Origin of the sequence: Streptomyces sp. NPDC051109, from assembly GCF_044455885.1 — a bacterium.
GTDB lineage: Bacteria > Actinomycetota > Actinomycetes > Streptomycetales > Streptomycetaceae > Streptomyces.
Genome location: NZ_JBITFF010000002.1, coordinates 1 through 24,151 on the forward strand (window position 1 = coordinate 1; position 24,151 = coordinate 24,151).

Genomic DNA, 24,151 nt, shown 5'->3' on the forward strand with positions numbered 1-24,151 from the left:
GTTCTCCGTGCTCATGGGCGAGGACGTCGAAGCACGACGCTCCTTCATCCAGCGCAACGCCAAGGACGTTCGGTTCCTCGACATCTGAGTCGGCCCCAGCCGGCTGCCGTCCAGCGATGTCCTGCATGAGCATGAGCGGGGCTTGGCGGCAGCACGGCGGGGTGGGGCCATCGAGGGATGTGGCGTGTCCGTTCGAGGGCGGCGGCGGTAGGTTGGGGTCGTGATCGATTTCCTCGTCGGCGCCCCGGTCCCCGGCAGCTTGGACGCCGTGTGGCACGCGGGCTGGCCGTCCCCCAAGCACGATCCCGCCCCCGAGATCCAGGTCCACGCGTACACCCGGAACACGGTGATCCTGCGCCAGAACAAGTCGGTGCACTACGAGGCGCCCTTCCTCTTCCTCCTCTTCGGGAACGAGCGGGCGCTCCTGATCGACACCGGCGCCACCGCCGACCCGGGCCACTTCCCCCTGCGCGCCACCGTCGACGCCCTGATCGAGGACTGGCTGATGCGCAATCCCCGCGCACGGTACGGGCTGACGGTCGCGCACACCCACGGGCACGGCGACCACATCGCGGGCGACGGACAGTTCGCCGACAGACCGGACACCACGATCGTCGGCCCGGGGTTGGAGGAGGTCACGGCCCACTTCGGACTCGACGACTGGCCGCACCGCAGCGCCGAGCTCGACCTGGGCGGACGTGTCCTCGACCTCGTCCCCGGGCCCGGCCACCAGGCCGCCGCGCTGGTCTTCCACGACCGGCACACGGGCCTGCTGCTGACCGGTGACTCGCTCTACCCCGGGCGGCTCTACGTGGAGGACCGGGCCGCCTACGCCGACACGGTGGACCGGCTCGTGGACTTCTGCGCGACCCGCCCGATCACACACATCCTCGGCTGCCACATCGAGATGACCACGGAACCGAACACCGACTACCCCCGGGGCACCACCCACCAGCCGGACGAGCCTCCGCTCCAACTCGCCACCACCCACCTGCACGCCCTGCGCCGCGCCCTCGCGGAGACGGCAGGACGGTCGGGCTCCCATCCCTGCGGCGCCTTCATCGTCGTGTACCGGGACTGACCTGCGGGCCGGCCGCCCCGTCCTACCGCGCGGGCGGGCCCGCGGCCGAGCGGCCCGGCTCACCGGGCGCGAGCCGAGGGTGCGGGGCGGGACCGACCGACCGCGGCCACGGCCTCCCTCGGCTTCCGAGGGCGGGCAAACCCTCACGACTTCGTGCCGACCGCTTCCACCAGCGTGGCCATGACCTCGACCGCCTCGCGGTCCGCGAGGCCTTGCTCCCGACACAGCGAGCGCCACGTCGAGAACGCCACGGCATGACCGATCACCGCCCGCCGGACCGGGGATTCGGCCTCGGTCCATGCCCCGGCCAGCGCTTCGACGTACTTCCGGGTCAACTCCTCCCGGGCCTCGCGGATCGGCTGGGGTACGGCGTGCTGGTCGCGGATGACGAGCGTCAGCATCTGCTCGCCCGAGCGGTAGAAGCGGTAGATGTCAGTGAGCCCGGCCGTCAGCCGCTCGAACGGATCCTCGAACGCGCCCCACACCTCGGGCCGGGGCAGTCTCTGCAGCGACAGCCAGTGTCCCGAGCAGGCCTCGAACAATGCCGTCTCATCCGGAAAATGCCGGTACACGGTCAGCCGAGTGACCCCCGCGCGGTCGGCGATCGCCGCGATGCTCGTCGATGCCGGGCCTGCCGTCCCGTGCAGATGCAGGGCGGCCTCGATGATGCGCTGCCGCGTCCGGCTCACGTCATCGGCGCGTTTGCGCATCTCGTAGCCACGCCGTTTCGAAGAACGCTGCTGTTCACTCAAAACTTGACGTCCCAGGGTCCGCGGTGGAGACTATTTGGATAAACGCCAGTGTATCTCCAAATGCTGTCGGGGAGTGATCGCCATGGCGCAGCCGCCGGCCCCGCCGCTCACCATCGTTCGCCCTGGCGAAGGGCCCGAGGCATTCCTCGGCTCGATCGGCGTCGCCTTCAAGCTGTGGGGGGACGACACCGGCGGCGCAGTCTCCGTCGTGGAGCACCCCTTCCCCGTCGGGGCATTGGTACCGCCGCACCTGCACACCCGGGAGGACGAGTACTCGATCGTCACCGAGGGCGAGATCGGTTTCCGTTCCGGCGACCGTGAAACCGTTCTGGGCTCCGGCGGCTACATCACCAAGCCGCGAGGGGAACTGCACGCCATGTGGAACGCGGGCTCCGTCCCGGCCCGGATGATCGAGATCATCAGTCCGGCCGGATTCGAGCACTTCTTCCGCGAGCTGGCCGAGATGCTCGCCGACGGGCCGCCACCGGCGGAGGACGCGATACCGGTGCTCGCCGCCAAGTACGGGCTGGAGTTCGGACGGCCCGCCTGGCTGCCCGACGTCATCTCCCGGTTCGGCCTGACGCCCCCGCCCGGCGTGTGACGGGGGCGAAGCCCAATCGACCCGAGCCGAGGGGTGCACTTTCGGCAATCGAGATCGACAATCCGTCGGTCAGCCATCGATGAGCCACCGTCATGTTCAGCACGCGGCCGCCGGTGGCGGTGGCGACCAGGGCCCAATACCTTTCCAGGCGAGGGTCGAAGCCGGATGACCTCGACACCAGCCCGTGCAGGTATGTGCGGAAGGCGGGCGTGTCCGACTCCCGTCGGGCGCGCGCGTGGGCGGATACGAAAGCGTTCACCGCATCCCCGGCGCCGGGTGGCAGTCCCTGGGCCAGAGCGGCGACCGTCAGGGCGGCGGCCTCGTCGATCTCTCCGTAGAAGGCCGGGCCGTCCCTCATCTCTTCGTCGTGGTCCTGGGTCCAGCGGGTGAAACCGGGTGTGGAGATCAGGACATGCAGCTCGGCGTAGGCCAGGACCGTGGCGGGCACGGGGTCCTGCGGAGGGTCGGGGGACAGCATGGCGATCATCATGTCGAGTCGGCGCTTGGGCATGGCCGCGGACAGCTCGCGGTACCAGTGATCGGTGAGAGTACGACGCGCCTGCGGGAGCCGCTGCACACGGGAGAGGATCTCCAGACGCCGGAGCCGTTCCTCACTCGTGCACGCGTCCAGGGACTCAAGTGTGGCCTGGCGCCAGCGCAGTTCGGTCAGCCGTTCCTGCACCGCTTCGAGCTCGGTCGCCACCAGCTCGCCGAGGGAGCACTCGCCGGTGACCACCTGCGTGATGGTCGCGATCGGGGTGTCCAGCGCCCGTAGGCGTCTGATGAGACGGATACGCTCCCACGCCTCCGGGCCGTACCGCCGATGACCGCCCGTGCTACGACCGGACACCGGCAGCAGACCGCTGTCCGAGTAGTAGCGGAGCGTCTTCACCGGCACCCCCGTTCCGGTGGCGAGTTCACCGATGCTCCAGGTGTCTTGCGTCACAGTCTCTTGAACCTCCAGTGCGCGGGAGGTCCTAGCGTATTGAGCACTGACCGCGTCGGTCCGCACCGCTCCCGCCGCTCAGGCCTCGTCCCGGCCTGACCGGCGCCGTGCGGCCCGGCACCATGCCTTCCCGACCAGGAACGGTGGGTACGTATGTCCCCTGTCACGCCGTCACGTCCACGCCGAGAGGCCCCCCTTCGTGCGGTGCTTCTCCCCTTGCTCTGCGCGGTGGCCTTGCTCACGGCCGCCGCCGTACCGGCCAGCGGTGCACCCGGTTCCCCGCGCTCCGCTGAAGAGAGCAGCACTGTCGTCCGGACCGATCAGGGCCGGGTACGCGGTGTGTCCCACGGCTCGTACACCACCTTCAACGGCCTTCCCTACGCTGCGCCGCCGACCGGGTCGCTGCGCTGGCGCGCCCCCGCGCCCCCCGCCGCCTGGGACGGTGTCCGGGATGCGGCGGAGCCGGCCCAGCGCTGTGTGCAGATGCCGGCACCGGGTACGGGTGCGGTCGCCGGGTCGGAGGACTGCCTCTACCTCAACGTCACCTTGCCGACCCCGAAGCGGGCCGGAGGGAAGAAGCGGCCCGTGCTGGTGTGGATGCACGGCGGTGCGTTCCTGGGCGGTTCCGGCAGTGACTACGACACCGAACAACTGGCGGTCCGGGGTGACACGGTCGTCGTCACGGTCAACTACCGTCTGGGGATATTCGGTTACTTCGGCCACTCCGCGTTGGGTTCCACGCCACCGTTCGGCCTGGCGGACCAACAGGCCGCCCTGCGCTGGGTGCGGGCGAACGCGGAGCGTTTCGGCGGTGATCCGCGCAGTGTCACGCTGTTCGGTGAGTCCGCAGGCGCCCTCAGCATCTGTGCGCACCTCACCTCGCCGACGGCCGTCGGACTCTTCCAGCGGGCCGTACTCCAGAGCGGTTCCTGCCTCATGTCCTTCCCGCGCGGCGCTCTCGGCCCCGGCACACCGGCGTACGAGCCGTTCGCCCCGGAGGCCGATGTCCAGGCGGCCGGCGCGGAAGCCGCCCGGCAACTGGGCTGCGCTGCGGGCGGCGGAGACGAGGTGCTGGCGTGCCTGCGCGGGCAGAGTACGGACCGTCTCGCGACCGCGCAGCTGATGCAGTCCTTCAACCGGCCCGCCTTCGGCAATGCACTGCTGCCCTCGGCACCCGACCGGGCCTTGGCATCCGGACGCTTCCACCACGTGCCGGTCGTCCTGGGCACCAACCACGACGAGATGCGGATGTTCGGCGGCCTGACCCTCGCCGCGTTCCCGATCCGTACCGAGGACGACTACCGCGCCCGTCTGGTGGACGCCTTCGGGGCCGACGCACCGGCCGTCGAGGCACGGTATCCGGCAGCGCAGCACCCCACGCCCGCTCTGGCCTGGGCCGCGCTGCTGACCGACCGGTCCTTCACCTGCACCACACTGGCAGCCGGCCGGGCCATCGCCGCGCATGCCCCCGGGCTCCCGCTCTACGGCTACGAGTTCAGCGATCCGGACGCTCCGGTCCTCACCGGCCTGCCGGCGAACCCTGACTTCCCGTACGGTGCGGCACACGGCTTCGAGATGCCGTTCCTGTTCTCCTCCCTCCCCACCGAGCGACCGCTGACCGACGCCCAGCGCGCCCTGTCGGACCGGATGGTCGACTATTGGACGAGCTTCGCGCGCACCGGCAACCCGAACACCTCCGACGCACCTCTCTGGCCCCTCCTCCACTCTTCGCCGCCGCTCCCCCGGTCGGTGCAGTCGCTGGCTCCCCAACCAGGCGGAATCCACGCCGTCGACGCACACTCCGCACACCAGTGCTCGTTCTGGGACCGCTTGCCTCGCTGAGCCGCCGGGCCGTCAGTAACGACGGCGCGCTGCTCAAGAGCGGGTTCCACGGGGCGGACCGCGGGCGTTCCTACCGGGCGGGAGTCGCGGGTGCCTGCGGAGCCGGCGTCGGGGATTCGTGCGGGACCGGCTCGTGGCATGCGGCGCGGGCCTCGTCTTCCTCCGCGCGCGGCCAGTGCCGTCCTTCGAGGGCCTCGGCGCTGCGGTTGAGGCGGACCAGGACGTCTGCCAGTTCCCGTATCTCCTCAGGGGACCAGTCGGCGACGACCTGGGCCAGGCAGGACCGGTTCGCCTCACGGTCTCCGGCGAGCCGGCGCCGGCCTTCGGCGGTGATGCGCAGCTTGCGGGCCATTCCGCCGTCCGGGTCCGCGACGCGCTCGGCCAGTCCGCAGCGCAGCAGTGCGGCCGTCTGGCGGTTCACGGTCGAGGTGTCGAGCCCGAAGGCCTCGGCCAGCTGTCCGATGGACATGGGGCCTTGGGTGTCGATCCGGCTGAGCAGCAGGTACGCCGACCTCTCCAGGCGTTCGGGGTCGCGCTCGCGCCGGGCCAGCACCTGGTGCCGCGAGAGCAGCATCAGCTCCCGCTCCAGTTTCTCCAGCACTGCGCCTCCCGCTCCTCTTGGCGCTCCATTATCGCGGACCCGGGGACCGGCGGGCTTCCGGCTCCGCGCGAGGACCGGACCGCAATATGCATGATACATAGCATGTGTAGTATGCACTTCTCGTTGTCACCCTGACGAGCCACAGCCTCAACCCGGAGGACCCGCATGCCCCTCACCACGTCCACCGCCTCCCGCGCGGCCGAGATCCTGTCCCGGCCCGTCACGCTGAACGGCCTGACCGTCCCCAACCGCATCGCGATGGCCCCGATGACGCGGATGTTCTCCCCCGGCGGCGTGCCCGGCGAGGACGTACAGGCGTACTACGCCAGCCGGGCCGCCGCAGGTGTGGGCTTGATCGTCACCGAGGGCACCTACGTCGGTCACGACTCCGCCGGGCAGAGCGACCGGGTGCCGCGGTTCCACGGCGAGGACCAGCTGGCGGGGTGGGCGAAGGTCGCCGCGGCCGTGCACGAGGCGGGCGGCACGATCGTGCCCCAGCTGTGGCACATAGGCATGGTGCGCAAGCAGGGCGAGGCACCGTACGCCGACGCACCGGCCGTAGGCCCCTCCGGCATCCGCGTCGACGGCACCGAGGGGACCGGCAAGGCGATGACCCGCGCCGACCTCGACGACGTCATCGGCGCCTTCGCCGACGCCGCCGCGGAGGCCGAGCGGATCGGCTTCGACGGCGTCGAACTGCACGGCGCCCACGGCTACCTGCTCGACCAGTTCCTGTGGGAGCGGACCAACCGCCGCACCGACGCGTACGGCGGCGACGCGGTGGCCCGTACGAAGTTCGCCGCGGAGGTCGTGGCGGCGGTCCGCGAGCGCGTCCCGGCCGACTTCCCGGTGATCTTCCGTTACTCGCAGTGGAAGCAGGAGGCGTACGACGCCCGGCTCGCGCAGACGCCGGAGGAGCTGGAGGCGATCCTGGCCCCGCTGGCGGCGGCGGGCGTCGACGCGTTCCACGCCTCGACCCGGCGCTACTGGCTCCCGGAGTTCGAGGGCTCGGACCTGAACCTGGCGGGCTGGACGAAGAAGCTCACCGGCCGGCCGACCATCACCGTCGGCTCGGTCGGCCTCGACGGCGACTTCATCCGGGCCTTCGCCGGTGAGGGTGCGGCGCTCGGCGACATCGACAACCTCCTGGACCGCATGGAACGCGACGAGTTCGACATGGTCGCCGTCGGCCGGGCGCTGCTCCAGGACCCGCAGTGGGCGGCGAAGGTCCTCGGCAACCGCTTCGACGAGCTGAAGCCGTACGACCCGACGGCGCTCAAGTCGCTCAGCCGCTAGCCGGAAGCCGGCTGCCGGTTCGGCTTGCAGGAGGCCGAACCGGCAGCCCTCCGGACGGGCTACTCCGCCGGGTGCGGGCGGACGGGGGCTTTGATACTGGCCGCCTGGACGCCCCGACGGCGGGGCGCGGTTTCGAAGGAGTGCCGACGTGAACGCACCGATGGCCGGGGAGAGTGGCTGCCAGCTGATGAAGCGCCTCGCGAAGGAGGCCAAGGTGAGCATCGCCAAGACCCAGGCGCACGCGGACGAGGTCGCGAGCAGGATCGCCGAGCTGGAGGCGCAGGCGAATCCGGACCAGAGCCAGATCAGCGCCTTGCAGCAGACGCTGGACGTGCTCAGGAAGAAGGCCGAGGAGGAGCGCGCGTCGCTGTCGGAGCTGGAGGACGTGATCCGCGAGAACTGCTAGCCCGCTTCCTCCGCGTACCCCACAGGCACGCCGTGGAGGGACCCGTCCGGGCACTTCGGGTGAGCTGAGGGCGCCCACGACCGGCCCCGGATGCGGGCTGCCGACGGTGCCTCGGGAGCGGGCGACGGTCACCCGACCACGTGCTCCCACCGGCCCGGATCGGGGCCGGTTCAGGCCGGTTCAGGCTGGTTCGCGGCCGCTGGTATGGGAAGAAGCCCTGCAGGCGGACGCCACGGCCTCCGTGGCACGCCAGCTCCCAGGTGCCGGTCAGGATGCCTCCGCTTTCGAGGCGGGATATTGCCTCGGTAGGGGAGCCTGGCGGGAGTCCGCCGGACGGGCGAGGAGAAGGATCATGGCAGCGAGACGGACCGTCTACCACGTCTCACCCTCCGGAGAGCGGGCGGCGGCCGCGGGAGTGAAGTGGCAGGTCGAGGGCAGGGAAGGACGCCGGGTCCTCCACGAGCCGCACCGTACGCAGCAGCAGGCCATCGACTCCGCACGCCGCCACGCCAAGGAGCACACGCCCGCACAGGTCATGGTCCACGCCCGGGACGGGCACATCCGCACCGCATACGCCTACGGAGGCACCTTCGCGGTACCCCCCGGCGTAGGCCCCGGCGAGCGCGGCCGCAAGCCGTCAGAGGCCGGAGGCGCCCGCTAGAGCGGCCGCTTCGCAGCCGCCTTCCGGTCTTTGCCCTCTTCACGGGCCCGGGCCACTCGGTCCGGGTCGGCCGGCGGGCCACCGCCCGTGCCGGTCCGGGACGGGACCCCGGGCCGGCGGCCGTGTTCGTCCACCTCCGCGCCCCGATCAGGGAGCAGTTCCGGGCGCGGATCCTCGTCCCTGCCGCTCATCTCCATCACCTCACTTGAACGAGTCCGCCTGCTTGCACGGGCCCAGCGAGTTCATCCCTCGGTGTATTGGAGCGCCTCGTGCAGCGCTTCGGCGGCCGATGGGCGGCCCATCAGGACACACAGCACGAACACGGAGTCCTCGAAGGCCCGGCGTGCGCCGGGGTCGGCGGGCGCTGCGGTCAGACGCAGGCGCGCTTCGAAGAACCGGCCCAGGGCCTTCTCCGCGTCGGCCCGCAGCGGGAGCACGGGTCGTCCGCAGACCGGTGCCGCGGTCGAGGTGCGGGCGGCGCGGACGGCTTGGCGCAGGGACCGCTCGGCTGCGGCCGGGACGGGCGCGCCGCGGGAGGCTTCGCGCATCGCGGCGGCCAGGACGGTCTCGGGCAGACCCGCCTGGGCTGCCGCGACGGACAGGATGCGCTCGGCTTCGCGGGCCGGGGCCGGGGTCGTCGCCATCAGCGTGCCGACCGCCCAAGCGAGCGCCGGCTCGGGCGGCGCGGAGGTGTCGGGGGTCTGCAGGGTGCGGGCGGCGGCCCGGGGACCGGTGGCGAGTGGGATGGACGCGGTCATGGAGATCACTTGCTTTCCGGCGGGCGCGGTCAGGTGAGCAGGGAGCGCGTGGAGGTAAGGCGGAGGAGCCGCTCGACGGGGCGGGCCGCCTCGGTGACGTGGAAAGCGCGGCCGGCCCGCAGGGCGGCGAGGCGGACGGCCAGGAGGGCGTTGAGGCCGGCGCAGTCGCAGAAGGTGACCCGGCTCAGGTCCACCAGAAGGGTGCCACGGTGGGAGACGAGGGCGGTCAGGAGGTTTCCACGCAAAACCGCGGCGTTGTCGCAGTCGATCTCGCCGCTCACACGGACGTGGACCGTCCCGGGCGGCGAGCCCGGGGTCACCTCGATCTCCAGATGTACGGCATCCCGGGGATTCAGCCTGTCGGTGTTCAAGGCCGCGGTCATCACTGCCTCCCCACCACGCTCTGGGGCTGCCACTACTTTCCACCAGTATCGTCGACGTCCGACCGACGCACGTCAAGAAATTCACGAAAATCAGGACGTATGGACGAATGCAGCGGCACGAGGCGCCGGTGAGGGCGTTCAGGGGGACTGTCGGGTCAGGCGGCCGCAGTCCGGGGCCGGCACAGCTGTGCCCGGCCGAAGAGGAGCGCGTAGCCGTTCGGCAGCTGCTGGAGGATGCGGTCGAGGAGGGCGGGGCCGGCGAGGGCGGCGACGGTCGCGAGGACCGCGCCCGTGTCCCAGCGGGTGGTGGCCGGGGTGCCGCCGGTGCGGGCGGCCAGGTCCTTGACGAACCCCCAGCCCGTGAGCTGTTCGGTGGCGGGGATCTCCGCGGTGAAGGTGAGGGCGGCCTCGACGGGCAGGCACTGCGCGAGGTCGACGCGTTCGCATCCGGTGACCTGGCGTCCGAGGGCCGCGAGGACGGTGCGGACGGCCCGCTCGGCGCGCTCACGGGTGGGGTAGGCGCCTTCGTAGCGCACGCGTTCCACCATCTGCTCGAACGTCATGACAGGCAGGGCCGGGTTCGGTCGCGGCTGCTCGTACATGGTGCTGCGGTTGCCTTTCTCTGCAGGTCGTGGCGGGACGCGGCTCGCCGGGGTGTCAGGTGGGCGGTGGGTGGCCGAAGAGGACGTCGTAGCCGGGGGCGGAGGGTCGATCGGATCGCGCCGCGTCCTCCGCCCCCTGTGATCAGCTTGAGATCTGCTTGCGGTCGTCGGCGCTGCCGATGCTGATCTTCCGCGGCTTGGCACGCTCGGCGATCGGAATGCGCAGGGTCAGGACACCCGCGTCGTAGTCCGCCTCGATGTGCTCGGTGTCGAGGGTGTCGGCCAGCATGACCTGGCGGGAGAAGACACCCAGGGGCCGCTCCGAGAGCTCCATCTGCACGCCGTCGGACTTCCCCGCGGGCCGGCGCTCGGCCTTCACGGTCAGCATGTTCCGCTCGACGTCGATGTCGATCGCCTCGGTGCTGACACCGGGGAGGTCGAAGGCGATCACGTACTCCTCGCCCTGGCGGTAGGCGTCCATCGGCATCACGGACGGCTTCGACCAGGTGCCGGACGCGCCGGAGAGCTGCTGGACGATGCGGTCCATCTCGCGGAACGGGTCAGTGCGCATCAACATCGCGAAACACCTCCAGTTGGTTCGGGCAGAAACTGCCAATGCGCTTCAACGTGCTCCCGTTGTAACATGTCATCCAAGCGATGACAACTATGACGTCGTCGTAAGGATGACGCTGATATGGAGGACGGCATGAAAGAGGCCGCAGAGCCGACCACACCCATCTCCTTCCTCGCCGCCGCCGCGGCACTGGAGACCATCGACCAGGCCGTCAAGGACGCTCAGCAACCCTCCGCGAGAACCCGGCCGGCCGAAGCGGCGCCCGCAGCGGACCCGGGACCGCACCCGGCCCTGGCCGCACTGCTGATGCTGCGCGAGATCCGCGAGCAGCTCGCGGGCTGGGAGAGCGGACTGATCGAAACCGCCCGCGGGCAGGGCGCGAGCTGGGCCGAGCTCGCCGGCCCCCTCGGAGTCGCCAGCCGCCAAGCAGCCGAACGCCGCTACCTGCGGCTGCGCCCGGGTGCGGCCGGAAGCACCGGCGAGCAGCGCGTCCAGGCCACTCGCGACTCACGCGCCGCCGACCGGAGCGTGACGGCGTGGGCCCGCGACAGCGCGGCCGACCTGCGCCGGCTCGCAGGCCAGGTCACCTCGCTCACCGGCCTGCCCGACGCCGCCCGGGGCATTGTCGGAGACCTGAACACGGCCCTCGCCGACGACGACGCGGCCCGCCTCGTCCAACCCCTGGCCGACACCCGTCCCCATCTGCGACCCGAGGACGCCGAACTGGCCGCACGCATCGATGCCATGACCCGGCACACCGACCAGCTCCGCCAGGATGCCCACGACCAGCGCAGCGTCTGACTCCCTCCCCCGGGCGAAAGGCGATGCGGACCCCGTCGGTACCAGGACGAGCGACACCACGTGCCCGGCGTGGCCCGGTGGTGCCGACCAGGCGGCTGCGCAAACGCACGGCTCGGTGATCTGCCCGCCCGACCTGGAGCGCATCCGCGCCGTTCTCGGACAGGACCGGCTCTTCCCCGTCGTCCAGGACCTCTTCGCGACCGAGACGCCGCGTCAGCGAGCTGCGCGGCGCCGCGCCCGAGATGTGGATCGAGGTCTCCGCGGCCGACCCGGCGGCCGCGGGCATCGAGGAAGGCGACCTCGCCGAGGCGACCACTCGACGACCTCCCACCACCTGGGATCCGGCCTCCAAGCAGCCCCCGTTCAACTGTCCTTCGTCGCGTGTCGCGTGCCGCGGCTCCAGGGTGCCTCGGCATTCGGATGGGACGAAGGCGCAGGGCTTCGCACACGTTTGGCCGTCCGCGATCCGGGTCAGACGCGCACGGCAAGCAGTTCCCCGCACCCCCAGGGAGTGATCAGCTGTGTCGAAGAACGAGAAGGGCCGGGCCAAGACCGAGCAGGCCGAGGGCAAGCTCAAGGAGACGGCCGGCCGCATGGTGGGCAACGAGCGGCTGACCGCCGAGGGCCGCGGCGAAGCGGCGAAGGGCGATGCCCGCCAGGCCAAGGAAAAGATCAAGGACATGTTCAAGCGGTGACCTGGCCGCACCGCCCGGCAGCGCCTCGGTCCCGAACCCGTCTGGGGTTCGGGACCGAGGCGCGTCCCGACCTTCCCGCCCGGACGATCCCGCACCCGTGGCCCGCACATCCACCGGCCGGCAACCCGCCTGCGGGGAGCGGGAACCGGACGGGCGTCCTCTTGGCCCCGCGTCAGCGGGCCAGCAACTCGTCGAGGAACTTGTCGACATCGAGGAACTCCTCCCCCGCGCCGGTGACGGCGTACGTCTGGTGCAGGAAGTCCGTGAGCGCGCGGGCCTCCACGAAGAGGACGGCGTCTCCTTGCCCCTGCCCGGCGGGGCCCCGCAGCGCGACGCGGAGCTCGTCGACTCCGGCCACCCGCTGAGGGCGGAACGTCACGTCCCCCTCGCCCACCATGCGGTGGAATCCCTCGGCAAGCATCTGCCGGTCGAAATGCCAACGGGCCAGGACCGTGGTGCCGTCGAGGAACGTGGTCCGGACCGCGTACGGGTCCTCGCCGTCGTACGAGAACCGGGCAAGGAGCGGCACACGGCCCCTCACCGCTTCCAGATGGACGGTGATCAGAGCAGATATGAGGGACATCGACGGGCCTCCGGGATGGGCTGCACGGTTGCACTCGTCTGCCCCGCCTCGCCCCCGGCACACTGCCCGTCAGGAGATCGGCCGGGAAGGCCGTACGGTCCGAAGGCTCAGCCCTCCACCCCCGTGGAGCCGTGGGAGGCACCGACGGGCTTGGATTCCGGGGATCCGCGCTGGCGCAGGTAGACGGAGAGGATGGCCATGGCGGCCACGGCCAGGAGTTCGGACTGCCAGTTCTGCAGGGAGCGGTTCCAGAAATCGGCCGATCCCAGATAGGCCCCCCAGGAGACGGGCGGCTGCAGTCGGCGCAGTTGCTGCTCGTTGTAGGCGGCCGTACCGGCGATGGATTGTGTGAGCCAGGAGAGGAAGAACAGCAAGGCCATCACGGTCCCCAGGGAGCGTGAGTACAGTTTCTGCCGCCAGTCCTTCGTACCCGCCCAGCGGGGCGAGTCGGCCTGGGCGTGATCGCCGATGCGCTGCTCCCGGTCGGATTCCGGTCCTGCTTTGTGGAGCTTCTTCGATTCGGGTGAGCCGCGTTGGAGGAGCCAGACCGTGCCGAAGATGTAGAGGAAGAACTGGAGGAACTCCGACTGCCAGTTCTCGCTGACGTCGACGGCGAAGTCGGACGACATCAGGTATTCACCCAGCGTCAGCTGCTGCAGCCCGTCGACGGCGAGGTCCTCGTTGAACCCGGCGTGCCCGGCGAGTGCCTGGCCCGCCAGGACGAGCAGGAACGCCCCTCCGAAGGCGAGGGTGAGGCTGTTGTCCCGCCAGAAGCCTCCCCGGTGGTGCTCCCGCGCTCCGCTCACCGGCACACCGCTCCGATCGTGATGAAGCAGCCCGGGCCGCCCAGGACGGCCAGGAGGCGGGCAGCGAACACGAAGCGCACGTCAACCGCCCCTCAGCGAGCACCGGTGGGGCCGATCGCCCTGTGGTACTTCGAGCTGCCGGCGCCGCTGGGTTGGCGGCGGCCGCCGCGTCACCCGGCCAGGGAGCTGCGGGGCGCGCCGGGAACGGTGTGCCCCGTGGTCGTCGCGCAGCAGCGCGGTCACGTCCATGTCCGCCTCCTCCACCACGGCACGCGGTCGAGGCGACCGGATACCGACGGCCACCATCTCTTCGCGGTCGCCGGACGCCCTCGCTGGGGGCGCCGGACACGCAGGAGACCGCCCACCCGGAGCAGCGGCCCGGGTGGGCGGTCTCGCACGCGGTGGCGGATCTCGTGAGTCCTGCCCGGCCCGCGGGCTGCGGTGGCGCGTCGGCCCACCCGCTGGTTGCCTGGGGTGACTGGCACCCCAGACCCGAGGAGTGATCATGAGCGGCGACAGCCAGCCGAGCGAGCGAGCCCAGCAGATGCGCGCCAAGGCCGAAGAGCTGGAGCAGGCGGCGCAGCACGCCACCGATCCGGCAGAGCGGCAGCGGCTGAAGGACAAGGCCATGCGCATCCGGGAGAAGACGGAGCAGGAGTACGGCAGGGGCAGCGGGACCATGGACCCCATGTAGACCAGCCCGACGGGTGGTGACCTGCTGCCCTCAGGACAGTGGGGGCAGGGACGGCGCCGTACTCGGCGGCGCGTCCCGTCCCTCCCGTGGGGCACCGGGCATGCTCACGCGCGGGGCCCCTGGTCACCGGTATGGCCGTCCGGCGTCTGCCACGAGTCCTCGTGCTCACGCGCTGCGGGATTCTGCTCGGCCGGCCGGGCCGGGGCCCGTCGCCGCGCGCTGCGCCTGCTGCCGTACCAGAACGCGCCGATCAAAAGGACGACCACCACCACGCCGGCGAATATGAGGAAGAACGCTCCTTGGCCTTCGGCCGCAAGGATCTCGGTAGGAATCATGGCTGGCGCCTACCCGAAATCGGCCGGCTTACGGGTGTCGCCACCGCGACGTGCGGTCATCGCCGGCTCCGGCTGCAGGCGAGGGAGCCGTGGCCGCAGACGAGCCAGCGTTCGGCGTACGGATGGTCGCCTGTACGAGGCATCCCCACCGGCGAACAGTGTCCCGGCCGCCCCACCGGGTAGAGGGGGTCAGGGCAGTCGGCTGCCCCCTCGGTGGACGACGCGAAGGAGACCCGGTGGACGGGATCGTACTGCTCAAGGAAGACCACAAGACGGTCGAGAAGCTGTTCAAGCAGTTCGAGAAGGCGGGCGACGACGCGCACGCCACGAAGCGGAAGATCGCCGATCAGGTCATCGAGGAACTCACCACGCACACCTGGATCGAGGAGAAGATCTTCTACCCCGCGGCCCGCGAAGCCGCCCCCGACACCAAGGACCACGTACTCGAAAGCATCGAGGAGCACCACGTCGTTCTGTGGATGCTCTCCGAACTCAAGGATCTCGACGCGAGCGACGAACGGTTCGACGCCAAGATGACGGTCCTCATGGAAAACGTCCGCCACCACGTCGAGGAAGAAGAGAACGAGTGGTTCCCCGAGGTCCGCAAGGCCATGGGACGCAACCGCCTCACCGAGCTCGGCGAACAGATGGAAGCGGCGAAGAAGGCGGCCCCGGCCGACCCCTTGACCGTCCCGAGCGCGAATCAATAGCGCCGCCGGCCACCCGGCCCGGGCCCGGCTCCCCCATTGGCAGGCCAGTCGTTCGGGTGCACTCGAAGCCAGGGCGGGATGACGACGCGACACCGGGTAGGCGTCGGGTATGAACTCACACGTGCCCGACATCACGACCACGGCGGGGCAGACCGCAGTCATCGACACGGCCTCCACGTGGTGGCTGACGGCCCTGGACCGGCTTGAGCGGACGACAGTGGCCGACCCTGCGGTCAGGGCGCTCCAGCGGGGAATCCGTTCGCTCCCCCTGGGCGGGATGCGCGATCTGCTGCGTGGCCGGCCGCTGGGCCACCCCGTGCATCCCGTGCTGGTGCAGCTACCCATCGGATGCTGGCTGTCGGCCGCCGTACTGGACCTCGCACCCGGGACTCGGCGGGCGACGACGACCCTCACCGCCGTCGGCCTCGCCGGGGTCGCCCCGGCAGCGGTCGCGGGCTGGGCGGACTGGGCGGACCTTCCTCCCGAGCAGGCCCGGGTCGGATTGGCCCATGCGGTCTCCAACGTGGCTGCGGTGGCCTGCTACGCCGTATCCCTGAGTTCGCGGCTGCGAGGCCGTTCGGCGAAGGGCCGCCTGTGGTCCGTCGGCGGCCTGGCCGCCGTCGCCGTTTCCGGCGCACTGGGCGGACACGTGGCATATCGACAGGCCGTCGGAGCTCACCCCGGCACATGAGCGGGCCGGTGCTCCCGCCCAGCGCGGTAGCGGCCGCCGGTAGCCGGTCGACCGGGTGCGTCAAGCACTGAAAGCGGGGCACACGAGGTTCAGGCGGAATGCACGACCGCCGGGCACGACGTACGGAACACGGAACAAGGAGGTTCGGCGGACGAGCATGTGCCGCCGCGCCCCATTGACCGAGGAGTTGTTTTCGCGTGACTGAACATGTGTGGAGTTACCAGCCGACCGCGGGCCACCTGGCCGGTACGGACCTGACCGGCTACAAGGTCGAGGCGACCGACGGGAGCATCGGCAAGGTCGACAAGCACTCCGACGAGGTCGGTGACGCCTACGTGGTCGTCGACACCGGCGTATGGATCTTCGGCAAGGAGGTTCTGCTGCCGGCGAGCACGGTCTTCAAGATCGACCCGGAGGTGCGGAAGATCTTCGTCGACCGCACCAGGGAACAGATCAAGAACGCCCCCGAGTTCCACCGGGACAAGCACCTCGGCGACGCCGGATACCGGGAGGAGCTGGGCACGTACTACGGCACCGGCGCCCCCTTCGGCGGCCGCCCCGCCTGATCCGCTCCGCGCATGACGACGCCGGTTCCCGCACCCGTGACGGGTGCCGGAACCGGCGTCGTCTTCGTTTCCCGGCTCACGGCGGGAAAGGTCTTCGCATGACGGCTTTCGCCTGCGCCGGAGCTTGATCGACAGTGGGTGCATGTGCTCCACAACGGTCGCCGGGTCAACCGAGGACGGCCCCGGCGACGACTGCGCACGCGTACGGCGTCTGCTCGCGCGTGCCGGTTTCGAGACGGTTCCGCAGGACGGCAACGGCCTGCGCGTCTGGGCGGCGCCAGAGGGCGTCATGATCGGATGGGCCGCTCAGGAGATACTGCGGCCGACCATCCAGGTCCACGGCCACGAAGAGGACCTCTCCCGGTTCACGGCCCTGCCGGGCCTGCACACCGCCCTGCGGACGGCTCTGGCGGTGACCCTGCGGGACGGCGGCCTCGACGTGGCGGTCCGGGGCGAGCACCTCCTGGCGGTACGGCCCCAGGGCGCCCCGGAAGCCGGGCCGACCCCCAACCGCACCTCGTAGGCCCCTGACGCACCCGGCCCGGCTACCGGGCGCGGCCGCCCTCCTCCAGGGTGCGCCTCGGCGACTGCCCGTACGCCGCGCGGTACGCGGCGGCGAAGCGGCCCAGGTGGTGGAAGCCCCACCGGTGCGCGATCGCCGTCACGCCGGCCCCGCCGGCCGCGTCGCCCGCCACCAGGTCCGCGTGCGCGAGGTCGAGCCGTACACGGCGCAGGTAGGCGGTCGGCGTCGTGCCGAGGTGCCGGCGGAAGGCGTACTGGAGCGCTCTCGGGGTGACGCCTGCGGCCGCGGCCATCTCCGTCAGACCGATCTCCGCATCGGGCGCGGATTCGATGAAGGCCACGGCTCGCCTGACGGTCTCCGGAGTCGCGTCGCGGGTGTCCGCCAGTACGGGCGCGGGGTGCGCGGTGTTCGGGAAGGTGGTGAGCACTTGGGCGGCGATCATCCGGGCGGCGGCGTCCACCACGAGCGGTTCGCCGGCCGCGGGCCCGGCCAAGAGGCCCGACTCCAGATACTCCACGGCCTTCTTCCACTGCTCCGCCAGGGCCGGGGAGACGGGGGTGAACCGGGTGAACCGCAGCGGCGGCGCTGGCCGGCCGGGCAGGCGGCCCGCGGCGTCTTCGACGAGTCGGCGGGGCAGCGACACCGCGCGCAGCTCGGCCACGTCGACGTGGCCGGTGTACGGCAGGTCGGGCTGTGAGATCGCGAGGACGTCGCCCGGTCCGGCCGCCAAGGCATCGTCGGCGCATTCCCGGCGCATCCGGCCGCTGACCACGTGGGTGATGGCCACGGCGCCGAGCGGATCGCTCGCGTACGTGTACTCGGTGGCCAGGGCGAGCGTGCTCAGCGTGACGGGACCGGCGAGGGTACGGGAGTAGCTGAAAGTGCCGTTCGGCACGGGCGACTTCATTCGCAGGCTCGTGCCGTAGGCGGATCTCATCCAGTCCCGGGCGGCTTCCAGGTCCGTGGTCCGGAAACTCGTCCGGCCCGGCGCATCCGTTCGGGCATGCTGTGGCATTGCGGCAGCCCTCCCCCTCAGGCAGGCAGCACGGCAGGAAATCCTGCCCGGTCCGGCCTTCCAGAATACGGTGCTCCGCCGGCCCGGCACCGCTCGGCGGTGGCCGTTGACGGTGGGCGGTGGCGGAGGGCGGCTGGCGGTCGGCCATGGGCGGTTGACTGTGAGACTTCGGGACAGAAGCGCGACGTGCTGAAGATACTTCTCGTGGTCTTGCTCGCCCTGTTCGCCGCATGTGCGTCGGCCGCCGCCGTACTGGCCACGCCCTGGTTCGCGAGCCTTGCCGTCCCCCTGGTACTGCTCGCCCTGGTGGCCGTACACGACCTCGTACAGCGTCGGCACTCGATCCTGCGGAACTACCCGCTGCTCGGACACCTCCGCTTCGCCCTGGAGGCGCTGCGGCCGGAGATCCAGCAGTACTTCATCGAGCGGAACTTCGACGGCCGCCCCTTCGACCGGGACACCCGGAGCATCGTCTACGAGCGGGCCAAGGGCACCGACGCCGAGGAGCCGTTCGGCACCGAGCTCGACCCGTACCAGCCCGGCAGTGAGTACCTCACACCGTCGATGGCGCCTCGGGCGGTGCGGACGGATCCGCCCCGGGTACGGATCGGCGGACCCGACTGCACCCGCCCGTACGACATGGCCCTGCTCAACGTCTCGGCGATGAGCTTCGGCTCGCTGTCGGCCAATGCCGTACTCGCGCTCAACGCCGGCGCGCAGTCGGGACGCTTCGCCCACGACACCGGGGAGGGCGGGCTGTCGGAGTACCACCTGCGCCCGGGCGGGGACCTCGTCTGGGAGATCGGCACCGGCTACTTCGGGTGCCGGACCGACGAAGGGGGCTTCGACGAGCGGCAGTTCGCCCGCAAGGCTGCGTACGAGCAGGTCAAGTGCGTGTCGTTGAAGATCAGCCAGGGCGCCAAGCCGGGTATCGGCGGTGTCCTGCCGGGAGCCAAGGTCAACGCTGAAATCGCGAAGGTCCGCGGCGTCCCGCAGGGCAGGACCGTCGTGTCCCCGCCGTTCCACCGCGTCTATTCCACGCCGCGCGAGCTGGTCCGCTTCCTGGCGCGGATGCGCGAGCTGGCGGATGGCAAGCCCGTCGGCTTCAAGCTCTGCGTCGGCTCGCGCCGGGAGTTCCTCGCCGTGTGCAAGGCCATGCTGGAGGAGGGCACCACACCGGACTTCATCATCGTCGACGGGGCGGAGGGCGGAACGGGCGCCGCACCGCTCGAATTCGCCGACCACGTCGGTCTGCCGCTGGGCGACGGACTGATGACCGTACACAACGCCCTCGTGGGGGCAGGTCTGCGCGACCGGATCCGGATCGGGGCCAGCGGGAAGATCGCCACCGGTAGTGACCTGGTCAAACGCCTCCTCCAGGGAGCCGACTACACCAATGCCGCCCGCGCCATGATGTTCGCGGTCGGCTGCATCCAGGCCCAGCGGTGCCACACGAACACCTGCCCCGTGGGCGTCGCCACCCAGGACGAGCGGCGCGCCCGCGCCCTCGACGTCGGCGACAAGGCGCAACGCGTGCAGCGCTTCCAGGAGGCCACGGTCAAGAGCGCCCTGCAGATCATGGCGGCGATGGGAGTCGACGAGCCGTCCGGGCTGCGCCCGCACCAGCTGGTGCAGCGGGTGGACCCGCACACCGTCCGCTCCTACGCAGAACTGCATGAGTGGCTCACACCGGGACAACTGCTCGCATCAGCGCCCGAGGGCTGGGCATCCGACTGGCGGGCGGCCGACCCGGACCGCTTCACCCACTGACACGCGGGCCCTCGCCCCTGGGGGCCGCACGCACGGAAGGGCACTCCTGTGGCACGTACCGTCGCCCACGTGATCGTCGACGCACTCAAAGAACTGGGGGTCCGGCACGTCTTCGGCGTCGTCGGGGACGCCTTGAACCCCCTGACCGACGCCATTCGCACCACCGACGACCTGGACTGGGTCGGCTGCCGGCACGAGGAGGCCGCGGCGTTCGCGGCCTCGGCGCAGTCCCAGCTCTCCGACACCCTCGGGGTGTGCATGGGCACCGTCGGCCCGGGCTCCGTGCACCTCCTCAACGGGCTGTACGACGCGGCCAAGAGCCGCACGCCGGTCCTGGCGATCTGCGGACAGGTCCCCCTCGCCGAGGTCGGCAGCGACTACTTCCAGGAAGTCGACAACGACCTGCTCTTCCGCGACGTGGCCGTTTACCGCGCCACGGTCACCTCCCCCGACCAGATGCCGCGGATGCTGGAGTCGGCCGTGCGCGCCGCCGTCACCCAGGGCGGCGTGGCCGTCCTGACCGTCCCCGGCGACCTGGGCGACCAGGAGCTGAGCGAGGACCGCCCCACGCGCTTCGCCCTCGCCGCGCCCCGCACCCGCCCCGACGACCCGGCCCTCGCCGAGGCCGCCGAGCTGCTGAACTCAGCCTCCCGCGTCACGCTGCTCGTCGGCCGCGGGGCGCGCGAGGCCCGCGCCGAAGTGCTCCGGGCGGCTGAGCTGCTCGCCGCACCCATGGTGCTCACGCTCAAGGCCAAGGAGGGCTTCGAGGGCGACAACCCCTTCCAGGTGGGGCAGACCGGCCTGATCGGCAATCCCGCCGCGGCGCACGCGCTCGACAGCGGCGACGCGCTCCTCATGCTGGGCACCGACTTCCCCTACCGCGACTGGTACCCGACGGGCTGCAAGGTGGTGCAGGTCGACAGCCGCGCGGAGCACCTGGGCCGCCGGGTTCCGGTGGACGTGGGTCTCGCGGGCGACGTCGGCGCCACCCTGCGCGCCCTGCTGCCGCTGCTGGAGGAGGCTCCCGACCGTACGCACCTGGACGGCGCCCGGGACCGGTTCGTACGGTGGGAGGAGGGGCAGAAGCGCCTGGCCGACCCGGGCCACGAGCACCGCTGGGCCGGCAGGCTGCGGGCCGCCCTGGACAACCGGGACCACGAGATCCGCCCCGAGGCCCTGGCCGCCGCGGTGGACCGGTACGCCGACGAGGACGCCGTGTTCACCTCCGACACCGGCATGGCCACCGTCTGGCTGTCCCGCTTCGTCAGCATGCGCGGGAGCAGGCGGCTGATCGGCTCCTACAACCTCGGCTCGATGGCGAACGCCATGCCGCAGGCCCTCGGAGCCCAGCTCTGGGCGCCCGACCGGCAGATCGTCGCCTTCTGCGGCGACGGCGGGCTGAGCATGCTGCTCGGCGACCTGATGACGATCAAGACGTACGGGCTCCCGGTGAAGCTCGTCGTCTTCGACAACCGCCGGCTGGGCATGGTCAAACTGGAGCAGGAGCAGGCGGGACTGCCCGAGTTCGGGACGCAGCTCGACAATCCCGATTTCGCCGCGGTCGCCACGGCCCTCGGCCTGACGGGGATCCGGGTCACTGATCCGGCCGAACTCCACGACGGTGTGCGCCGGGCGTTCGAGACCCCGGGGCCGGTCCTGCTGGACGTACTGACCAACCCCGAGGAAGTGGCCGTGCCGGGCAAGCCGACCGTGGCCCAGGGGTGGGGCTTCGCCATCGCCAAGATCAAGGAGTCCCTGTCGAGCCACGAGGACTGAGCGAGCACCCGGACCGGCGGCGGTCGGCGTGCCCAGCCCGGCCCCGGGTGCGCGCCGCCCACCATCCGGCACACCCGGTGATCGGCCGGCCGCGGCGGGTATTCGGACCGGTGGACGCCGGCCGGCCCGCGCAATGTCCGCCTGTCAGGCGTCGTCCGGGTGGATCTGCTCTTCGCGACCGATGCCCGGACGGTGGCTCTTGGCGCGGTGGCCCCCGGCATCCGCGTCGTCGTCCGCGTGCCCCCTGACGACGGCATCGTCCGCCCGGCGCCGGGCCTCACGGTCGCCGCTCTCGCCCACGGCCTCGGACGGTGTGGTCCGCGGGCGTCCTTTCGACTTCTCCTGGTCCGCCATGGCGTCCTCCTCAGATGGTCCCTGCCTCCTGCGACTACCCCACGCCGTCGCCCCGAAGCCTGCCGAGCCGTGAGCGCCCTTGAGCGCGCAGTTGCACGGAACACCGCGCGAACGCCGCCCGGGCAGCGCCCCGGGCCCGGGTACCGTGGAACCAGCAGCAACTGGAGCGGCCGTGCCCGTGACATCAACCCCGCGTTCCCCGTCCTGGTCGCCCTCGCCGCACCCGCCGGTGGGACCGCCGTGACCGGCTCCCGCGGGCCGGCCCGGTGGCCGGGCTTCGGACGGACTCTCAGCACGATCCGCCGCATGCGGGCCGGCAGACGCTGGGGGCGTGTCCGGGACGTGGAACTGTGGCAGCGCTCGCTGGGGTTCGCCGCGCTCGGGTTTCTGACACTGGTACCGCTGCTGAGCGTCGTGTCCGCGGCGAACACCGCCGGCGGACAAGGGTTCGCGCAGTGGCTGGGAGACGGGCTCGGAGTGTCGCCGGCCGCCAGGGCGGAGATCGACCGGCTCTTCGCGCTCCCCGGTGAGGCATGGCGGACGACCACGGCGTTCGGCCTGGCGCTGCTCGCCGTGTTCGGCCTGTCCTTCGGCACCCTGGTGCAGAGCGGCTACGAAAGGATCTGGGACCTTCCTCCGGCGCGCTGGTGGGCCCGCTGGCGGCACGTACTGTGGCTCGGCGTGCTCGTCGCCGTCCTCTACCTGTCGGCGATCACGCCACCGTGGCGCGAGTCACCCGCCCGGGGGTTCGTCGCCGTGGCGATCGGCACGCTGTTCTTCTGGTGGTCGCAGCGGCTGCTGCTCGGCGGCCGGGTCGGGTGGTTCGCCCTCCTTCCCGGGGCGTTGGCCACCATGATCGGACTGCTGGGGCTCCGGATCTTCTCCCGGCTCGTGTTCTCTCCTCTGATCGCATCCGGCGCCGTCACTTACGGCCCGTTCGGGACGGTCCTCGTCATCCAGACATGGCTCGTCGGGATCGGCGTCGTCGTCTTCGGCGGTGCACTCGCCGGCCGACTCGTCCACGAGGACCTGGCGCGCCGCGGCCGACCGCCGGCTCGCGGCCGCTGAGACGACGAGACTTACTCAGTGCGGGGGGAAGGTCTCGTCCCGGGGCGTCCGGCCGAGCGGCAGCCTGTCCGGTGTCCCGTCGCGCTCAAGCGCCCGATCACGCCAACTCCCCTGCCCATTACTTGAATTGACGGTCGCGGACCGGTGGACGCGCAGTCGGCGGGGTAGGGTGCCGCCGCCCCAACTACCTTTACGGAGACGGAACATGCGCTTATCCGCCCTGCCCGGCGCCCTTGTCCTGACGGCCGCGACGCTCGCGGGAGCCGCGAACCCGGCCGCTGCCGAGACCCCGGCCAACGCGGCCACCCTGGACGCCGGTCTCAACCTCCACCACAACACCGCGACCGTGACCTACGAGCGCGTCGACGGCACGGTGAACTCCGTCAAGATCATCTCGATGGACGTCACCAGCGGCGAACCCGACTGCGCCTGGGTGCAGTGGAACGACCCCAAGAACACCGGGGACGGCTGGACCAACCTCGACTCCGAGCCCTCCTGCCACGGCATCGGGCTGAGCGAGACGCTCAACGTCGTCATCAAGGCCCCGGCGGGCCACCCGCTCAAGGTACGCCTGGCCTCGTACCACGCCGACAGCAACGCCGTGATGCACAAGGACGTCGCGAAGCTCTAGGGGGTGTCGAGCGAGGCGAGGGTGGCCGGCGGCTCGGACGAGCCTGAAGAGGTGTTCGAACCGACCTGTCGTGAGGGCTGCGCGTAGGCCAGACGGTGCCGACACGGCCCCTTCCGGCACGCATTCCGGGAGCGCGCCGAACCGGATGTTATTGATGTCTGGCAATCACACCGCTTCATGGGAGGTATGCAATGCGTGCACGTCTACTCCGTTTCACCGTCGTACTGGGTGCCGCCGCGGCGCTCGGTCTGGGCGGAGCCGCGGCGGCCGGCGCCGACGGTGTCGGCAACTCCGGCCTCGGGAACAGCGGTGTCGGGAACTCGGGCATCGGGAACAAGGGTGTCGGGAACTCGGGCATCACCAACTTCGGCCTGGGCAACTCCGGTATCGCGAACTGGGGCGTCGGCAACTCGGGCATCGCGAATTCCGGCGTGGGCAACTCCGGTATCGGCAACTGACGAGCTCGTGCATGGTCGGCGGTGAGTCGTCGGGCTCAACACACCCCGCCGCCCGCAGGCCAGGTTACGGAGTGCGCGGCCCCCCGGCCCCGCACAAACCGCCCGCGGGCCCCCCAAACCCCGAAAACCTACGAGGCGCACCCCCCCCGCCCCCGCCAACCGCCCCCCCCGC

Annotated in this window: 30 protein-coding genes; 18 read left to right on the forward strand and 12 right to left on the reverse strand. The window is 71.2% G+C overall.

From position 1 onward, the window contains the following. The first annotated feature begins 220 nt into the window (after window positions 1-220). Complete coding sequence (locus tag ACIBAD_RS02910) at window positions 221-1,081, forward strand: MBL fold metallo-hydrolase (RefSeq protein WP_398903990.1); 861 nt, start codon at window positions 221-223, stop codon at window positions 1,079-1,081. Window positions 1,082-1,224: 143 nt separating this feature from the next. Here ACIBAD_RS02910 and ACIBAD_RS02915 read toward each other — a convergent pair whose 3' ends face one another. After that, window positions 1,225-1,833, reverse strand: a complete 609-nt coding sequence (locus tag ACIBAD_RS02915) for a TetR/AcrR family transcriptional regulator (RefSeq protein ID WP_398903992.1) — start codon at window positions 1,831-1,833, stop codon at window positions 1,225-1,227. Window positions 1,834-1,915: 82 nt separating this feature from the next. Here ACIBAD_RS02915 and ACIBAD_RS02920 point away from each other — a divergent pair, with 82 nt between their 5' ends. After that, window positions 1,916-2,434, forward strand: coding sequence for a cupin domain-containing protein (locus ACIBAD_RS02920; protein ID WP_134068699.1), 519 nt, complete (start codon window positions 1,916-1,918; stop codon window positions 2,432-2,434). On the opposite strand, the gene ACIBAD_RS02925 is transcribed toward ACIBAD_RS02920, so the two are convergent. Continuing rightward, window positions 2,394-3,446, reverse strand: a complete 1,053-nt coding sequence (locus tag ACIBAD_RS02925) for a MerR family transcriptional regulator (protein ID WP_398903995.1) — start codon at window positions 3,444-3,446, stop codon at window positions 2,394-2,396. The genes ACIBAD_RS02920 and ACIBAD_RS02925 overlap by 41 nt on opposite strands. 162 nt (window positions 3,447-3,608) lie before the next feature. On the opposite strand from ACIBAD_RS02925, the gene ACIBAD_RS02930 reads away from it, so the two are divergent. After that, window positions 3,609-5,222: a carboxylesterase/lipase family protein gene (locus ACIBAD_RS02930; RefSeq protein WP_398903997.1), complete on the forward strand. Its 1,614-nt coding sequence runs from the start codon at window positions 3,609-3,611 to the stop codon at window positions 5,220-5,222. A 70-nt stretch (window positions 5,223-5,292) separates the two neighbouring features. Here the strand turns inward: ACIBAD_RS02930 and ACIBAD_RS02935 are convergent, their stop codons facing one another. Next, window positions 5,293-5,796, reverse strand: coding sequence for a MarR family winged helix-turn-helix transcriptional regulator (locus ACIBAD_RS02935; RefSeq protein ID WP_398904749.1), 504 nt, complete (start codon window positions 5,794-5,796; stop codon window positions 5,293-5,295). A 192-nt stretch (window positions 5,797-5,988) separates the two neighbouring features. Here ACIBAD_RS02935 and ACIBAD_RS02940 point away from each other — a divergent pair, with 192 nt between their 5' ends. The 3 genes from ACIBAD_RS02940 (at window position 5,989) to ACIBAD_RS02950 (ending at window position 8,186) form a co-directional block, all read left to right on the forward strand. Beyond that, window positions 5,989-7,119, forward strand: a complete 1,131-nt coding sequence (locus ACIBAD_RS02940) for an NADH:flavin oxidoreductase (protein WP_398903999.1) — start codon at window positions 5,989-5,991, stop codon at window positions 7,117-7,119. A 148-nt stretch (window positions 7,120-7,267) separates the two neighbouring features. Beyond that, window positions 7,268-7,525 (forward strand): hypothetical protein, encoded by a 258-nt coding sequence (locus ACIBAD_RS02945; RefSeq protein WP_398904001.1) that lies wholly within the window; start codon window positions 7,268-7,270, stop codon window positions 7,523-7,525. Between the two features lie 352 nt (window positions 7,526-7,877). Then, complete coding sequence (locus ACIBAD_RS02950) at window positions 7,878-8,186, forward strand: DUF2188 domain-containing protein (protein WP_134068704.1); 309 nt, start codon at window positions 7,878-7,880, stop codon at window positions 8,184-8,186. A gap of 242 nt (window positions 8,187-8,428) precedes the next feature. Here ACIBAD_RS02950 and ACIBAD_RS02955 read toward each other — a convergent pair whose 3' ends face one another. The 4 genes from ACIBAD_RS02955 to ACIBAD_RS02970 form a co-directional block, all read right to left on the reverse strand. Then, window positions 8,429-8,944 (reverse strand): DUF5133 domain-containing protein, encoded by a 516-nt coding sequence (locus tag ACIBAD_RS02955; protein WP_398904003.1) that lies wholly within the window; start codon window positions 8,942-8,944, stop codon window positions 8,429-8,431. 29 nt (window positions 8,945-8,973) lie between these two features. Then, the gene (locus ACIBAD_RS02960) at window positions 8,974-9,327 is read right to left on the reverse strand and encodes an STAS domain-containing protein (protein WP_134068706.1); all 354 of its coding nucleotides are present in this window, start codon (window positions 9,325-9,327) and stop codon (window positions 8,974-8,976) included. 155 nt (window positions 9,328-9,482) lie between these two features. Beyond that, window positions 9,483-9,929 carry a DUF2267 domain-containing protein gene (locus ACIBAD_RS02965; protein WP_134068707.1) on the reverse strand — a complete coding sequence of 149 codons (447 nt, stop codon included), beginning with the start codon at window positions 9,927-9,929 and terminating at the stop codon, window positions 9,483-9,485. A 142-nt stretch (window positions 9,930-10,071) separates the two neighbouring features. Then, window positions 10,072-10,506, reverse strand: coding sequence for an Hsp20/alpha crystallin family protein (locus ACIBAD_RS02970; RefSeq protein WP_134068708.1), 435 nt, complete (start codon window positions 10,504-10,506; stop codon window positions 10,072-10,074). 129 nt (window positions 10,507-10,635) lie between these two features. Here ACIBAD_RS02970 and ACIBAD_RS02975 point away from each other — a divergent pair, with 129 nt between their 5' ends. Together ACIBAD_RS02975 and ACIBAD_RS02980 are read left to right on the forward strand one after the other, a co-directional pair. Beyond that, window positions 10,636-11,304 carry an HSP18 transcriptional regulator gene (locus ACIBAD_RS02975; protein ID WP_134068709.1) on the forward strand — a complete coding sequence of 223 codons (669 nt, stop codon included), beginning with the start codon at window positions 10,636-10,638 and terminating at the stop codon, window positions 11,302-11,304. A 521-nt stretch (window positions 11,305-11,825) separates the two neighbouring features. After that, window positions 11,826-11,999, forward strand: a complete 174-nt coding sequence (locus tag ACIBAD_RS02980; RefSeq protein ID WP_134068710.1) for a CsbD family protein — start codon at window positions 11,826-11,828, stop codon at window positions 11,997-11,999. 172 nt (window positions 12,000-12,171) lie between these two features. Here ACIBAD_RS02980 and ACIBAD_RS02985 read toward each other — a convergent pair whose 3' ends face one another. Beyond that, a complete protein-coding gene (locus tag ACIBAD_RS02985; RefSeq protein WP_398904007.1) occupies window positions 12,172-12,582 on the reverse strand; it encodes an SsgA family sporulation/cell division regulator in 411 nt (136 codons plus the stop codon). Window positions 12,583-12,689: 107 nt separating this feature from the next. Next, window positions 12,690-13,388, reverse strand: a complete 699-nt coding sequence (locus tag ACIBAD_RS02990) for a DUF6766 family protein (protein ID WP_398904009.1) — start codon at window positions 13,386-13,388, stop codon at window positions 12,690-12,692. 505 nt (window positions 13,389-13,893) lie between these two features. Between ACIBAD_RS02990 and ACIBAD_RS02995 the strand changes: the two genes are divergently transcribed. Then, window positions 13,894-14,082 (forward strand): DUF6381 family protein, encoded by a 189-nt coding sequence (locus tag ACIBAD_RS02995; protein WP_134068713.1) that lies wholly within the window; start codon window positions 13,894-13,896, stop codon window positions 14,080-14,082. Window positions 14,083-14,186: 104 nt separating this feature from the next. Here the strand turns inward: ACIBAD_RS02995 and ACIBAD_RS03000 are convergent, their stop codons facing one another. Beyond that, window positions 14,187-14,417, reverse strand: a complete 231-nt coding sequence (locus ACIBAD_RS03000) for a DUF6479 family protein (protein WP_134068714.1) — start codon at window positions 14,415-14,417, stop codon at window positions 14,187-14,189. A gap of 236 nt (window positions 14,418-14,653) precedes the next feature. On the opposite strand from ACIBAD_RS03000, the gene ACIBAD_RS03005 reads away from it, so the two are divergent. The 4 genes from ACIBAD_RS03005 to ACIBAD_RS03020 all read left to right on the forward strand — a co-directional run bounded on the left by ACIBAD_RS03005 (window position 14,654) and on the right by ACIBAD_RS03020 (window position 16,907). Beyond that, complete coding sequence (locus ACIBAD_RS03005) at window positions 14,654-15,127, forward strand: hemerythrin domain-containing protein (RefSeq protein WP_134068715.1); 474 nt, start codon at window positions 14,654-14,656, stop codon at window positions 15,125-15,127. Window positions 15,128-15,248: 121 nt separating this feature from the next. Beyond that, a complete protein-coding gene (locus ACIBAD_RS03010; RefSeq protein WP_398904012.1) occupies window positions 15,249-15,818 on the forward strand; it encodes a DUF2231 domain-containing protein in 570 nt (189 codons plus the stop codon). Window positions 15,819-16,015: 197 nt separating this feature from the next. Next, on the forward strand, window positions 16,016-16,384 hold the full coding sequence (locus tag ACIBAD_RS03015; RefSeq protein WP_398904014.1) for a PRC-barrel domain-containing protein: 369 nt from the start codon (window positions 16,016-16,018) through the stop codon (window positions 16,382-16,384). A 142-nt stretch (window positions 16,385-16,526) separates the two neighbouring features. After that, complete coding sequence (locus ACIBAD_RS03020) at window positions 16,527-16,907, forward strand: hypothetical protein (RefSeq protein WP_134068718.1); 381 nt, start codon at window positions 16,527-16,529, stop codon at window positions 16,905-16,907. A gap of 22 nt (window positions 16,908-16,929) precedes the next feature. Here ACIBAD_RS03020 and ACIBAD_RS03025 read toward each other — a convergent pair whose 3' ends face one another. After that, entirely contained in the window at window positions 16,930-17,802 is an 873-nt protein-coding gene (locus tag ACIBAD_RS03025; protein ID WP_166681976.1) for a helix-turn-helix domain-containing protein, read from the reverse strand. A gap of 306 nt (window positions 17,803-18,108) precedes the next feature. Between ACIBAD_RS03025 and ACIBAD_RS03030 the strand changes: the two genes are divergently transcribed. Together ACIBAD_RS03030 and ACIBAD_RS03035 are read left to right on the forward strand one after the other, a co-directional pair. Continuing rightward, window positions 18,109-19,692, forward strand: coding sequence for an FMN-binding glutamate synthase family protein (locus ACIBAD_RS03030; protein ID WP_134068720.1), 1,584 nt, complete (start codon window positions 18,109-18,111; stop codon window positions 19,690-19,692). 48 nt (window positions 19,693-19,740) lie between these two features. Beyond that, window positions 19,741-21,468 carry a thiamine pyrophosphate-dependent enzyme gene (locus ACIBAD_RS03035; protein WP_398904019.1) on the forward strand — a complete coding sequence of 576 codons (1,728 nt, stop codon included), beginning with the start codon at window positions 19,741-19,743 and terminating at the stop codon, window positions 21,466-21,468. 144 nt (window positions 21,469-21,612) lie between these two features. Here the strand turns inward: ACIBAD_RS03035 and ACIBAD_RS03040 are convergent, their stop codons facing one another. Further along, window positions 21,613-21,822, reverse strand: a complete 210-nt coding sequence (locus ACIBAD_RS03040; protein WP_134068721.1) for a hypothetical protein — start codon at window positions 21,820-21,822, stop codon at window positions 21,613-21,615. Between the two features lie 306 nt (window positions 21,823-22,128). Between ACIBAD_RS03040 and ACIBAD_RS03045 the strand changes: the two genes are divergently transcribed. From ACIBAD_RS03045 to ACIBAD_RS03055, 3 genes are all read left to right on the forward strand, one after another. Then, entirely contained in the window at window positions 22,129-22,890 is a 762-nt protein-coding gene (locus ACIBAD_RS03045) for a ribonuclease BN (RefSeq protein WP_398904022.1), read from the forward strand. A 205-nt stretch (window positions 22,891-23,095) separates the two neighbouring features. Continuing rightward, a complete protein-coding gene (locus tag ACIBAD_RS03050; RefSeq protein ID WP_134068723.1) occupies window positions 23,096-23,521 on the forward strand; it encodes a hypothetical protein in 426 nt (141 codons plus the stop codon). A 191-nt stretch (window positions 23,522-23,712) separates the two neighbouring features. Further along, complete coding sequence (locus ACIBAD_RS03055; protein WP_134068724.1) at window positions 23,713-23,979, forward strand: hypothetical protein; 267 nt, start codon at window positions 23,713-23,715, stop codon at window positions 23,977-23,979. Window positions 23,980-24,151 lie beyond the last annotated feature (172 nt).